We start from the raw sequence: 15,464 nt of genomic DNA, 5'->3' as shown, positions 1-15,464 counted from the left end.
ACAACATTAGCGGGGAATCCCATAACCGTTGGTACCGCAACTTGGTCCCAGGTGAGTGGACCGAATACCGCCATTTTTTCTGATGTAAATATTCCTAATCCTGAAGTTACAGGCTTGATTCCTGGAGAGTATATTTTTAGATACTTGGTTTCTGCTGGTCCAAATTCACAAGATTCTTTTTCTGACACTTATGTGACGTACGCAACTCCTCCGGTAGCTAATGCTGGACCAGATGAGTCAATTTGTTCAGGAACTCATGTGTTACAAGGGAACGCACTAGAATCTGGACAAACAGGGAAATGGACTGTAAGCCCAAGCGCGGGAATAACAATTTTAGATGATACCATTCCTGATGCTATAGTAACAGGATTGGCTAAGAGTGAGTCTTATACGTTTACTTGGACCATTACAACAATAAAATGTGGAGATGATTCTGATGATGTTATTTTAACAACCGATGTGTTAAATTCTCCTTCTGTGGCTGATGCCGGAGCAGATCAATGTTTGTCATCAGGGACAACTTCAGGGGTTTTGACAGCGATTGAAACTGAAGTACCATTTAGTGGAAGTGGAGTTTGGAGTTTTGTTTCTGGACCAACGACACCAGTAATAAGCTCAACAGGCGATTATACCGCAAGCGTTACTGGGATGACTCAAGATGGAGATTATGAATTTAAATGGACGGTAACTACGTTGATTTGTTCGGCTGAAACTGAGGATACTGCAATAATTACGGTAGCACAGGATTCTAGTTTGAACTTGGATGCTGGGCCTGATCAAACTGTTTGTGGAACTCAAGTAGTGATGGCTGCAAATACACCGGCTACCGGCTTGACTGGTAAATGGGAACAGACTTCCGGTAATGCCGGATGGACTGTCGATGATATCACAAGTCCAACAGCGATATTTACAAATTTTGTGGACGGTAATTATGCTTTTAATTGGGTGGTTTCTAAAGGAACTTGTGAATCTTCATCAGATGAAATGGCTTTTTCAATTAGTACATCAGCAACTCCAGCGACTGCTGGACCCATTGCGGATATTTGTAATGGTAATTCAACCACGCTAACAGGAAACGTAATTACGGAAGGTGTTGGTACATGGACTTTAGAGTCTGGACCTAATAACCCAAATATAGCAGATGTTAATGATCCTGTTTCGGCAGTTTCAAATCTTGTTTCGGGTGATTATGTCTTTAAATGGACAAGTAGCAATGGAATCAATTGTCCAAATTCTGTGGCTACAACCTCTTTTACCGTTGCAACTGAAATTAATTTGGATGGTAAAGACCAAGATCTTTGTGCTGCTTCTCAAATATTATTAGAAGCAAATCCTGGTGCTTTAGGTGTTTGGACACAAACAGCACCAATTAATACACCTGTAATTTCTATCACGAATAATTCAGATAACACTGCGATTGTTGAATTAGATCCAAGCATTACGGATACTTACATTTTTACGTTTACGGCATCTGCGTCAGGCGTGTCTTGTACGAGTTCTGATGAATTAGAAATTAAAAACACAAAACTTCCTGATACTCCGAATGCAGGTCCAGATCAGAGTATTTGTACGGATACAAATACTTCTGTAACCATGGCCGCAACTGGAGAGCCGGGGGAATGGATTTTGGTAAGCGGACCAAATACCCCTACAATTTCAAGTGCTACAGATAAAGATGCCGTTATATCAGATTTAATTGAAGGCTTATATATCTATGAATGGAATGTTGGAAGTACTCCTTGTTTAGAATTGAAAGATGTCGTTAGAATTAATGTATATGATCCACCATTAGGGGCAGATGCAGGTCCAGATCAAACAGGTGGAACCGCTGCATGTCAGGTATTACCTCAGTTAGATGCGGTAACTCCTACAAATGGAATTGGAACTTGGACATTGACAACAGACCCTTCTGTAGGGACAGGAATTATCATTGATAGTCCAAATGATCCAAAATCTACTTTAACGATTAACGATCCGTTTAATTTGCCAATTGGAAATTATGTATTCACTTGGACCGTTTCTAATGGAAATCCAGTTTGTGCAGATATTTCTGATGAGGTTATTTTAGAATTTACAGCACCACCAGCTTCTGATGCAAATGCTGGTTCAGATCAAGAATTGTGTGATGTGGATGCTACTACTTTATTCGGAAATTCAATTAGTTTTGGTTCAGGTCTATGGACACAAGATTCTGGTCCTAATACCGCGGTAATTGCCAATCAGTTTAATTCAGAAACAGGAGTTTCTGGATTGATTGAAGGAACCTATGTATTCCGATGGACAATTACTAGTGGAGGTTGTAGTACTACCGATACAGTTGAAATAACCATCTATGATGATACTCTTGTCGGAGTATTGGATGCAGGGCCTGATCAAATTGTACCGCAATTTGACAATATATTTATGGATGCAACGGATGTATCCCCTGCGGTTGGTGAATGGCAATTTAAAAGCGGTCCATCGACTCCAATCATTTTAGATTTAAATGATCCAAAAACTCAAATTACTGGGGTTGTTCCTGGAGTTTATGAATTCAATTGGACAGTAAGATTGGGTATATGTCCACAGAAAGAAGACGCCGTCTTGATAACCGTTGTAGGTGTTACAGATGTTGCCGTAGATAAAAAAGTAGATATCCCTAGTCCGGTGGTCGGTTCTACGGTATCTTATTCGATTACCTTAACAAATAATGGAATAAATACCGCAACGGGAATTGAAATCAAGGATGATTTGCCAAGTGGAGTAACTTTGGTTTCTGGTTCTGTAGATAATGGAGGGGTTTATAATTCCGGTGGAAATTCTATTTTATGGAGTAATCTTTTATTAGATCCTGGAAAACAATTGGTATTGAATTATAAGGCAGTTGTGAATAATCCGAACGGAACAGTTGATGAATACAAGAATACTGCAAGTTTAGAAAGTGTCAATGAAATAGATGCAGATCCAACAAATGATGAGGACTCTGTCACTATTACCCCTTCAGTTATTGCTGATGTTGTGCTGTCTAAAGAAGTGTCGGATGCAAATCCTAACGAAGGTGATATTATTTTCTATGCGATTAAAATAACCAACAATTCAATTAGTGAAATCACCAATGTAGTGCTTACGGATAATTTACCTGCAGGACTTACTTATATCAATGGAATTGGAACAGTTTCAACATGGACTCCACCAACATGGAATATAGGAACCATGTTGCCAGGTGCTACAGAAGAACTGATTTTAGAGGTTCAAGTAGATCTTGGTACTTCAGGTCAAACTTTAACCAATACAATTAGCAATACGCAAGATCAGGTAGATCAAAATATTACTTTAGATGATGATACTGCGACGATTGTTGTTTCTAGTTCAGATTTAGTAACTAAAAAAGAAGTAAATAAAACATTAGTCGTTGAAGGTGAAACAATTTGGTACACAATCAATGTGGAAAATAAAGGCCCAGATTTGGCTACAAACGTTTCACTAGTCGATGTTCTTCCTACCGGAGTAACTTATTTGAGTGATAATTCAGGAGGTTCCTACAATGCTGGAAATGGACTGTGGAATATCGGAGATATTGAAAGTGGTAAATCTGCAGAGTTAAAAATATTTGTAAATGTAGATCCAGGAACTCAAGGGCAAAAAATAACCAACCTTACAACTACAGCTACTGGAGATCAAGCGGATCCAACAACGAAAGATGATGTTTTAGAAGCTGAGATAATTGTGGACAGTGAGACTGATGTAGTGATTACTAAAACAGTTGATAATCCAACTCCAGATGAAGGAGATGTTATTACCTATACCATAAGAGCAGAAAATAAAGGCTTGGTAAACGTTACCAATATTGTGGTTACAGATTTCTTACCAACTGGTTTGACTCATGTATCTGGAAATCCTTCTGAGGGGACTTGGATAGAACCAGAATGGTCTATGGCTCAAATTGTTCCGGGAGGTACAGAAGAACTGACTTTACAAGTTCAGGTCGGTGCAGGAACAGCCGGACAATCTTTAACAAATACAGTTACCAATGTTCAAGATCAATACGATTCCAATGTAACTCCAGATGATATGGAAGAGACCGTGATTGTGACTTCTTCAGATCTAGTTACTGTTAAAACTGTGAATAATAATGCTCCAAGCGAAGGAGATCTAATTACCTATTCTATTGAAGTTACAAATAATGGAGGAAGTAATGCTACTGGAATTGGCTTGATAGATAATTTACCTTCGGGTGTTACTTATGTATCAGATGATTCAGGCGGGGATTACAACAGTGGTTCTGGTATTTGGAATGTTGGAAATCTGGCAAATGGAAATTCAACTATCTTAAATATTCAGGCTACAGTTAACCTTGGAACTGCAGGTTCAGTTGTTACAAATACAACTACGGCTGCTGTTGGAGATCAAACGGATCCTTCCACTGTAGGAGATATTCTAGAAGCTGATATTCATGTGGATAACCAAACGGATATAGTATTGTCTAAAACAGTAAACAATTCAACACCAAATGAAGGTGATGCAATTGTTTACAAGATAGAGGTAACAAATAATGGAATTATTGATGCTACGAATCTAGTGATTACTGATGTTTTAGATCCAGGATTGGTATATGTTTCAGGAGTTGCTTCAGAAGGTGTATGGAGTTTTCCTACGTGGACTTTAAATACCTTGGCTGCAGGAGTAACAGAAACGTTATTGGTTCAGGTTATTGTGTCAACAGGTACTTCAGGGCAAACTCTGAATAATACTATAAGTAATACACAAGATCAGTTGGATAACAATGCCACCCTCGATGATGAGAATGAGGCAATCATTGTTACTGCGTCTGATTTGGTGACAGTGAAAACAGTGAATAATGGAACACCGCAAGTTGGAGATGTTGTGAAGTATTCTATTATTGTTACGAATAATGGTCCGAATGATGCAACAAATGTTACTGTAGTTGATAAATTACCTGTTGGGCTCACCTATGTAAGTGATGATAGAAGTGGATTCTATGATCCTGCAACTGGAGTTTGGTTTATTGGAGATCTAGCAAATGGTAGCTCAACAAATTTAAATATCAATGCAACTGTTGATAGTGGAACGGCAGGTACTTCTATTGAAAATATTGCTGTGGCTGCTAAGGCCGATCAAACAGATATATCTACAGTTGGAGACCAATTATCAGCAACTATTTATATTGACAATGAGACTGATATTGTATTATCTAAGGTGGTTGATAATGCAAATCCTAATGGAGGAGATAAAATAAATTATACAATAGTCGTTGAAAATAAAGGACCAATTGCTGCAACAAATGTCGTGATAGAAGATTTACTTCCAGCTGGACTGACTTTAGTATCAAGCACGCCTAGTTCTGGAGTTTATAACAATCCATATTGGAATATCAACGCATTGAGCGTTGGAGAACAAGAAACTTTAAACCTTGAGGTTTTGGTAAGTGATTCTGCAGATGGAATGGTATTAACTAATACAATTAGCAATACTCAAGATCAATTTGATAATAACAATACTACCGATGATTTAGATGAAACTATTGTGGTTACTTCTGCCGACTTGGTAACTCAAAAGTCAGTGGACAACGCAACTCCTAGTGTTGGAGAGGAAATTAATTATACGATTACCGTAAGAAATATCGGTCCTGATGCGGCTACCAATGTGAGTTTGATTGATCATTTACCTTTAGGGGTTACTTATGTAAGTGACGATTCCGCTGGAACCTATGATTCGAATACGGGGGTTTGGTCTATAGCTTCTATTAGTAATGGAGCAATTGAAACCTTAAACATTAAGACAACCGTAAATGCCGGTACTGGAGGAAAAACGATCACAAATACAACAACTGTAGCGGAAGGGGATCAAACGAACTCTTCTACCGTTGGTGATAGGTTGGAAGCAGTAATCTATGTGGATAATCAATCAGATATAGCTGTTACTAAGGTCGTTAATAATTCGAATCCAAATGAAGGTGAAATTGTAATATTTACCATTGAAGTTCAAAATAACGGTCCAATTGAAGTAACTGGATTGAAGCTTACGGATATTACTCCGATAGGACTTACTTTAATTTCAGGTGTACCAAATGAAGGAGTTTGGAATAGTCCTGTTTGGAATATTGGAACTTTAGCAAATGGAGCTTCTGCAACGATGCTTTTAACTGCAAGAGTAAATACTGGAACCGCAGGTACAGTGATTACAAATCATGTGAGAAATACCCAAGACCAGTTGGATACTAATCTTACTCCAGATGATCTTGAAGAGTCAGTAATTATTGCTTCTGCCAATCTAATTACTGTAAAATCGGTTGATGATACTGCTCCTAGTGAAGGACAAACTATTACTTACACGATTAAAGTTGATAATTACGGTCCAAACGAAGCTACAAATATTTCTCTTATAGATATTTTGCCAAATGGGGTTACCTATGCAAGCGATGATGCTGGAGGAGACTATAATTCAGGTTCTGGAATTTGGAATGTGGGAACTTTGGCGAACGGAGCAGCTTCTGAATTGAATATTCAAGCAACTGTTGATGGCGGTACTGCAGGAAGTACGATCTTAAACACCACGACTGCAGCAAGCGGAGATCAAACAGATTTATTGACAACTGGTGATGTGCTTGAAGCAGCAATTTTTGTTGATAATGAAACGGATATTGCCTTAACTAAAACTGTTAATAATAATACTCCGAATGAAGGTGAGACTATAAGATACACTATTACAATATCTAATAATGGTTCTATAACAGCGACCAACGTGGCTATAACGGATATTTTACCAGTTGGATTGACCTATGTTGCGGGAATTCCTTCAACAGGAATATGGAACTCACCAATTTGGACGATTAATTCTCTTGCAGCTGGTGAAACTGAAGTGCTTATTATTGATGCAAAAGTAGACCAAGGAACGGCAGGTCAAAATTTAACGAATACAATAAGCAATACCCAAGATCAATTGGATACTAATTTTACTCCAGATGATTTAGAAGAAACGATAGTTGTTGGAGCGTCAGATTTGGTGACGGTTAAAACGGTAGACAATGCAGCACCTGATGAAGGGGATACTATTGTTTATACGCTGACTGTTACAAATAATGGACTGAGTGATGCAACAGGAGTAAGTTTAGTAGATCATTTACCATTTGGGGTGACTTATGTTAGTGATGATGGTGCCGGTTCTTATTCTGATGCAACTAGTGTTTGGAGTATTGGTGATATCCCATTCGGAGCTTCTGTAAGTTTAAATATAGTTGCTACCGTAAATGCAGGTACGGCAGGAACAACCATTGAAAATACTACCACAGCAGCTTCAGGAGGTCAAGCAGACCCAACAACAGTTGGAGATGTATTGTCGGCTATTATTTTTATTGAAAATAAAACAGATATAGTTATAAGTAAAGTAGCAAGTAATTTAAATCCAAATGAAGGAGCTGAAGTATTTTATACGATTCGAGTTTGGAATAATGGTACCATACAGGCAACAAATTTAGAAATAGAGGATATTTTACCTGCTGGTGTTACTTATTTATCCGGAACGCCTACCTCTGGAATTTGGAATAACCCTATTTGGAATTTGAATACACTGAATCCGGGAGAAACGGAAACCTTGATCCTTAGGGTAAGAATTGATGCTGGAACTGCGGGTCAAACTATTATAAATACAATTAGCAATACGCAAGATCAATTAGATACGAATGCAACATTAGACCACTCTGAAGAAGTTATCGTTGTTGCGTATGCTGATTTGGTTACTGTAAAGACGGTAGACAATACAACTCCAGATGAGGGAGACACTATCAATTATTATATAAGTGTTACAAATAATGGATTGGCGAATGCTACTAACGTATCCTTGGTAGATCATTTACCAAACGGAGTGACTTATATAAGTGATGATAGTAGCGGTTCTTTCGATCCTGTTTCTGGAATTTGGACAATTGGAAACTTGACATTTGGAGACACTAAAATATTAACAGTTCAGGCAACAGTGGATGCTGGAACTGCAGGGAAGACAATTACAAATGTAACAACAAGTGCATTTGCAGATCAGGCAGACCCTATTGCAACAGGAGATGTTTTAGAAGCTTCTATTTTTATCGATAACGAGACAGATATCTTATTAACGAAAAAGGCCAATAACTTAACGCCTAATGAAGGTGACACTGTAATTTATACGATAGAGGTTCAAAATAAAGGTGTTATTGATGCAACCAATGTGATTATTACAGATTTACTTCCAGTTGGATTGACCTATGTTTCTGCTCTTCCTACTTCTGGTAATTGGAGTGCATCGACATGGAGTCTTAGTAAATTGGTATCTGGTGCAACGGAGAGGTTATTTGTTACTGTAACGGTAGATGCCGGAACTGCTGGACAAATAATTACCAATACTGTAAGCAACACGCAGGATCAGTTCGATAATAACGCAAGTTTAGATGATTTAGAAGAAACAATTGTAGTGACTGCTGCAGATTTAATTACGGTTAAATCGGTTGATAATACGACTCCGGCAGAAGGAGAAACGATTACTTATTCTATTTCAGTTTCTAATAATGGTACAAGTGATGCCACGGGAGTTAGTCTTGTGGATATATTGCCAAATGGCTTGGCATATTCTGGAGATAACAGCAGTGGACAGTATAATAGTGCCACGGGTGTTTGGACGATTGGAGCACTTGCAAATGGAGCTACTACAAGCCTATTGATTCAGGCGGTTGTAGAATCAGGAACGGCCGGTTCAACGATTGTAAATACAACAACTGCTGCGATCGCAGATCAAGCAGATCCAACTACAAATGGAGATGTTTTAGAGGCAACAGTATATGTAGATAACGAAACTGATATTGTGTTAAGCAAGACGGTAAATAACAACACGCCAAACGAGGGAGAAGATGTTGTGTATACCATTATTGTTGAAAATAAAGGAACTATAACTGCAACGAATGTTCAGGTAACGGATGTTTTACCAGTTGGGTTGAATTATGTTTCTGGAACACCAACCGCTGGTAGTTGGAATTCACCAACATGGACCTTGACATCTTTGGCACCTGGAGCGATTGAATACTTATCATTGAAAGCAAATGTGGGAGTTGGAACTGCTGGTCAGTCTTTAACCAATACGATATCTAATACGCAAGATCAATTGGATACCAATACGAGTCCAGATGATTTGGATGAAACAGTTATCGTTACGGCAGCGGATTTAGTAACAGTGAAAACGGTGGATAATCCATCACCAGATGAAGGAGAAATAATTACGTACACGATCAATGTTACCAATAATGGGTTGAGTGACGCTACAGGAGTTAGTCTTGTGGATCATTTACCATCAGGAGTTGTGTATCAGTCTGATGACAGTGCTGGTGCTTATAATTTTGGATCGGGAATTTGGAGTATTGGAGCCATAGCGAATGGAGCAACAGTAAGTTTGAATATCGAGGCATTGGTTTCAATTGGTTCGGCTGGGTCTACAATTGTGAATACAACTACTGCCGCTGCAGGAGATCAAACAGACCCGACAACAGTAGGCGATCAACTTCAAGCGACGATACACGTAGATAACGAAACAGATATTGTTTTAGAAAAGAATGTGGACAATGCTTCTCCAGATGAAGGTGATACTCTTTTGTATAGTGTGAAAGTTACCAACAATGGAACTGTTAGAGCTACTAATATGGTAATTACCGATATGTTATCATCTGGCTTGATTTATGTTGCAGGTACTACTTCCGGTGGAAATTGGGCATATCCAAATTGGTCAATTAACGAATTGGATGCTGGTGCGACAGAAACTTTAATTTTACAAGTAAATTTAGGTGCTGGAACAGCCGGTCAGACTTTGGTAAATACAGTAACGAATACACAAGATCAATTTGATACAAATGCTACACCAGATCAACCATCTGTATCGGTAACTGTTTCTTCTACGGATTTAGTTACGGTTAAAACAGTAGATACTACAACACCAGATGAAGGTGATACTGTGAATTACACAATTACTGTTACAAACAATGGAGTAAGTGATGCAACGGGAGTTTCATTGGTAGATAATTTACCAAATGGAGTAACCTATAGTAGTGATACCGGAGGTGGAGATTATAATGCTGGTTCAGGAGTTTGGTTGATAGGAAACCTATTAAATGGAGCAACAAAAACTCTTACAATTTCTGCAGTAGTGGATGGTGGAACTGCGGGTTCTACGATTGTAAATACTACTTCACCGGCGGTTGGAGACCAAGCGGATCCAACCACAAATGGAGATACATTAGAGGCTGCTATTTATGTAGATAATGAAACAGATATTGTACTTTCTAAAGTGGTAAATAATTCTTCTCCAAATGAAGGAGAACATGTGATCTATACAATTAGAGTTACTAATAATGGTACCATCGATGCAACAAATTTAGTTATTGAAGATGTATTGCCTGCCGGTCTTTCTTATGTTTCTGGAATCCCTACGGAGGGAATATGGACAGCGCCGAATTGGTTTGTTGGTAATTTAAATGCTGGAGATACCTATACTTTATTATTGAAAGTTTTGGTAGAACCTGGAGCATCAGGTAATAGTTTCACCAATACGATTTCGAATACCCAGGATCAATTGGATAATAACAATACTCCAGATGATATGGAGGAAACAATTGTGGTTACTGCATCTGATTTAAGAGTTACGAAAACAGTTGATAATGCAAGTCCGGTTGAGTTGAGCACTATCAATTATACAATTTCTGTTATGAATGATGGACCAAATGATGCCACAGGTGTCAGTATTACGGATGTTCTTCCGGCGGATGTAAGATATATATCAGATGATAGTTCAGGAATGTACAACAGCGGTTCAGGATTGTGGTCGATTGGAAATTTAGCCAATGGAGAAACCAAGACTTTGGTCATCACTGCGATTGTAAGGGTCAATACCGTTGGGAACGTTATTGTGAATGCAACCTCTAACTTGACGGCGGATCAACACGATTTAGATACATCAAATAACATCGGAAGCGTAACAATTGTTCCGGTAAGAGATGTGGATTTAAAGTTGACCAAGTCATTTAGCGACGGTACCGATATAGCGTCTATTGGAAATCAAAAGACTTTTGAAATTCACGTAACAAATGAAGGACAATCTTTAGCTACAGGAGTTGAGGTGACAGATGTTTTACCATCAGGGTATAAGTTTATCAGATATAATTCTACTACTGGAGTGTATGATTTCGGTACAGGTATATGGGATATAGGACAGGTTTTACCAGGAAGTACAGTAATATTAACGATGGATGTATTAATTCTTGGTACAGGAGATCATGAGAACTGTGCTGAAATTACGGCAATGAATGAAGCCGATTTAGATTCAACTCCAGGGAATGGAGATCCAACGGAAGATGATTATTCTTGTGTAGATATTTCTTATATATCCGCGTTAAACTTAGGAGTTGAAAAGTCAGTTTTAATGGATAATTTAACTCCAAACGTTGGAGATGAGATAACCTTTAGAATTCAAGTTAATAATTATGGAGAATTAGATGCCTCTACAGTTCAATTGATGGATGTCTTACCTTCAGGATTTAATTACTTGGCTTATAAATCTACGGCAGGTGTGTATGATGCTACTACAGGAGTATGGACGATCAATACTTTAGCCAAAGGAAGTGCTGAGATTTTAACGATAGCTGCTATTGTAAATCCAATTGGAGATTATGAGAACTGTGTCACAATCATTGGATCTTCGAATGTAGATACCAATCCTGCAGATGATACTAGTTGTATAATTGTGACTCCAGTATCATTAGTAGATTTAGAATTAGTGAAACAGGTAAATGATAACCGACCAACTGCCGGAGATGAAATTGAATTTTTAATTCGATTGATCAATAAAGGTCCGAGTATAGCTACAGGAGTAACAGTGGAAGATGTGTTATCTACGGGTTATGAATTTGTCTCCTCTAGTGCATCTATCGGTTCTTATGATGCCTCTACAAGTATTTGGGATGTGGGAACGGTTCAGGTTGCGGTAGAAGAAGATTTAACGATTGTTGTAAAAGTTAAATCAACTGGAGAGTGGGATAATACGGCACAGGTAGAAACGTGTAATGAACAAGATGTAGATTCAACACCTGGAAATGACAATCCTGATGAGGATGACCAGGATACTGTTGAGGTGGAAGTAGATGTTGATTTCTTTATCCCAGAAGAGTTTACTCCAAATGGTGATGGACTGAATGATACTTTTGAGATTACAAACTTATCAGTACTGTATCCTAACTTTAAAATAGTAATCGTAAACCGTTGGGGTAACAAAGTATTTGCCTACAAACATTCAGGGGATCCAAATGCGGAACCAGTTTGGTGGAATGGATATTCTGATGGAGGTGTGAATTTAGGTTCTGGTGATGTACCAGATGGAACGTATTTCTATACGATTGAATTTAATAATAATGACAGAGCACCGCAAACAGGATGGGTGTATTTAAGAAGATAATCATATATGGGAAAGTTTAGAATTTTAATCATTAGTGTTCTGCTGTTAAGTGCTCTAGATTCTATGGCACAGCAAGATCCTCATTATACCCAGTATATGTATAATATGACTGTGGTGAATCCTGCCTATGCGGGTTCAAGAGGTCTACCGGTGCTGACTCTTTTAGGACGGACGCAATGGGTTGGAGTCAAAGGAGGAGCGAGAACGGCTACTCTATCATTAGATGCCCCTGTTGGAAGAGCTGTGGGATTAGGTTTTTCTGTAATTCATGATGAGATTGGACCGGTGAAGGAAAATAATGTATATGGAGATTTCTCTTTTACAGTATTTACTGGAGAGGAAGGAAGATTGGCGTTTGGTATCAAAGCTGGTGCTACATTTTTGGATATTGGTTTATTGTCAACAGTAACTCCAGGAGATCCGTTAAATGTACCTGTAAATCAAATTTCTCCAAATTTTGGAGCTGGAATTTATTATTATACAGATAAGTTTTATGCAGGATTGTCTGCACCAAATTTCTTAGAAACGAAACATTTGGGAGATGATAGTGGGGTGGCAAGTGTGGCTTCTGAAAAGATGCCAATATTTTTAACATCGGGATATGTGTTTGATGTTACGAATGAGTTTCAGATAAAACCCTCTACGATGATAAAAGGAACCTCTGGTGCTCCTATATCTGTTGATCTGTCTGTAAATGCGATGGTGCAATCGGTTTTAGAGTTAGGGTTGTCCTATAGAATTGATGACTCTATTTCAGCAATGATTGGAATTCAAGCTTCACAAAAATTACGATTGGGTTATGCTTATGATTATTCAACTAGTAGTTTTGGAGTGTATAATTCAGGTTCACATGAGTTGATATTAACCTATAGCTTTAGTAAGCGTAATATGAAAAGTCCTAGATTCTTTTAAAAATGATATCTATGTTTAAAAAAAATATATTCTTTTTGTTATTCATCTTCGTTTCTGCAAATCTTATTGGGCAGGAGCAGGAGTGTGTTGTGAAAAACATAAATATAAATTCTAAAAATCAAGATTTTGGAATGGTTCATTATTCAGATTCTTTGGTTTTATTTTCTTCTTCTAGAAGAGATAGATCTATCAAACAAAGAAAATGGAGTGGAAACCACCAACCTTATTTAGAATTGTATAAGGCGAAGTTAACCAAGGATGGGAATTTTGATTCTGTGGCTAGGTTTTCTGATAAAGTAAATACAAAATACCATGATGCAGATTTGGTGTTTACAAAAGATGAAAACACAATTTATTTTTCTAGAAGTAATTATTACAAAAAGAAATATGTTACGGATTCTTTAGGAAGGAATTTAATTGAATTATATCGTGCAGAAAAAGATTCTGTTGGGGAATGGGAGATTTTTGAAATGCCTTTTAATAATAGGAATTATCAAACAGGACATGCTTCTTTGAGCGAAGATGAGACGAAATTATATTTTGTGTCTGATATGCCGGGTGGCTATGGGAAAACGGATTTATATGTCGTTGATATCAACCCCGATGGAAGTTACGGTACGCCTAAAAACCTAGGTCCCAATGTCAATACCGAAGGAAAGGAAATGTTTCCTTATGTATGGAAAAATGAGCTTTACTTTTCAAGTGATGGTTATGAAATTGGACAAGGAGGATTAGATGTTTTTATGGTTGATTTGGTGGATCATTTGCCTACAAAATCTGTTGTGAATTTAGCGCGTCCGTTGAATAGTTATAGTGACGATTTTGGGGTTGCTTTTAATAAGACTAAAAATAAAGGATACTTTTCTTCAAATAGACCAGGAGGAAAAGGAGATGATGATATTTATACTTTTGAATTTGCTTGTAGTCAAATCATAAAAGGAATTGCCCATGAGTTAGAGACAGAAGTGGATACTATTACAACGGTTACTCTTTTTACAAAAGATAACAAGCAATTGGATGAAACCATTGTTTATAGCAAGGGAGATGAAACTTCTATAGATAGTACTTTGGTAGTGGGTAAGGAACAGGATAGTATTTATAAATCACAGATTTCAAGTATAGTATTAGACAGTGCTAGAATATTTTTATTAGATGAGAATAATTTAAAATTGGATAGTGTAGTTACCAACGCTCAAGGAGAGTTTCAATTTGCCGTGGATTGTAGTATGAATTATAAGTTGGTGGCAGAAAAAGAACAGTATGAAGGAACTGAATTGATGATTGCTACCACAGAAAATAATTTGGACACCATTGCTGCTAATTTGTTTCTAACTCCTTCAGATATCATTTTGACAAGAGGAGAAATGATGTTGAGGGTAGATCCTATTTATTATGATTTTGATAAGACCAACATTCGAGCAGAATCGTTTAATGCTGCAAAGAGAGTTGTTCAATTGATGCGAAAATATCCACATATCAAAGTTCATATCAAGGCACATACAGATAGTAGAGGACGTGCTGAATACAATTTAAGCTTGTCTGAAAGAAGAGCAGCAGTTTTAAGAGTTGGTATTATTCAAAGTGGAATTGAGGCGAGTAGAATTAGTTCTAAGGGATATGGAGAAACACAACCTATCAACCAATGTTCTGACGGTGTAAAATGTACAGAGGATGAGCACCAAGAGAATCGACGTATTGAGTTTGTAATTACAAACCCTGATGAGCATGAAAAGGAACAGACAGTTGAAGATATGATGCTAGAAGATTCTAAAAACTTAGATATCAAGGTTGACAAAAAGAAGTAAATAATAATTGATAAAAAAAACTCCTAGAGAAATCTAGGAGTTTTTTTTGTTCTTATTTTAAATATCAACTCGTTCAAAATAACTTTCTAAAAAGTCATCTACTTTTTCTTTTAGGATATTGATAGAAATGTCTTCATCTCTAAAGATTGTTAGATTTTCTTTTACTCTATTTCTACTCATACTTTCTTGTACTTCTACAATACGAACACCATTTATTTTTTCTAGCAAAGTTTTGAGTTGCTGGTCTAAAGAAATATCACTTAAATATATTTTAATGGTCTGTTCTTT

4 protein-coding genes are annotated in these 15,464 nt (G+C 37.4%); 3 read left to right on the top strand and 1 reads right to left on the bottom strand.

Features of this window, described 5'->3' with window-relative positions; genetic code table 11:
• Positions 1-51: 51 nt before the first annotated feature.
• The 3 genes from P8H68_RS06335 to P8H68_RS06325 are packed head-to-tail and all read left to right on the top strand — an operon-like array spanning position 52 to position 15,176.
• Positions 52-12,459 (top strand): gliding motility-associated C-terminal domain-containing protein, encoded by a 12,408-nt coding sequence (locus tag P8H68_RS06335; protein WP_300322576.1) that lies wholly within the window; start codon positions 52-54, stop codon positions 12,457-12,459.
• 6 nt (positions 12,460-12,465) lie between these two features.
• The gene (locus P8H68_RS06330) at positions 12,466-13,371 is read left to right on the top strand and encodes a type IX secretion system membrane protein PorP/SprF (protein WP_300322574.1); all 906 of its coding nucleotides are present in this window, start codon (positions 12,466-12,468) and stop codon (positions 13,369-13,371) included.
• An 11-nt stretch (positions 13,372-13,382) separates the two neighbouring features.
• Positions 13,383-15,176: an OmpA family protein gene (locus P8H68_RS06325; protein ID WP_300322572.1), complete on the top strand. Its 1,794-nt coding sequence runs from the start codon at positions 13,383-13,385 to the stop codon at positions 15,174-15,176.
• 57 nt (positions 15,177-15,233) lie between these two features.
• Here P8H68_RS06325 and P8H68_RS06320 read toward each other — a convergent pair.
• The coding region (locus P8H68_RS06320; protein WP_300322570.1) for a hypothetical protein at positions 15,234-15,464 on the bottom strand (231 nt) is incomplete at its 5' end.

Origin of the sequence: Flavicella sp. (genome assembly GCF_029238425.1) — a bacterium.
In the GTDB taxonomy this organism is placed as follows: Bacteria; Bacteroidota; Bacteroidia; order Flavobacteriales; family Flavobacteriaceae; genus Flavicella.
Note: the sequence above shows the minus strand (reverse complement) of the source record. Positions and strands in the feature narration are given on the sequence as shown.

Bases quoted from the DNA above. Each gene is read 5' to 3' on its own strand.
- P8H68_RS06330 (WP_300322574.1), top strand. From the start codon at position 12,466: ATGGGAAAGTTTAGAATTTTAATCATTAGTGTTCTGCTGTTAAGTGCT.
- P8H68_RS06325 (WP_300322572.1), top strand. From the start codon at position 13,383: ATGTTTAAAAAAAATATATTCTTTTTGTTATTCATCTTCGTTTCTGCA.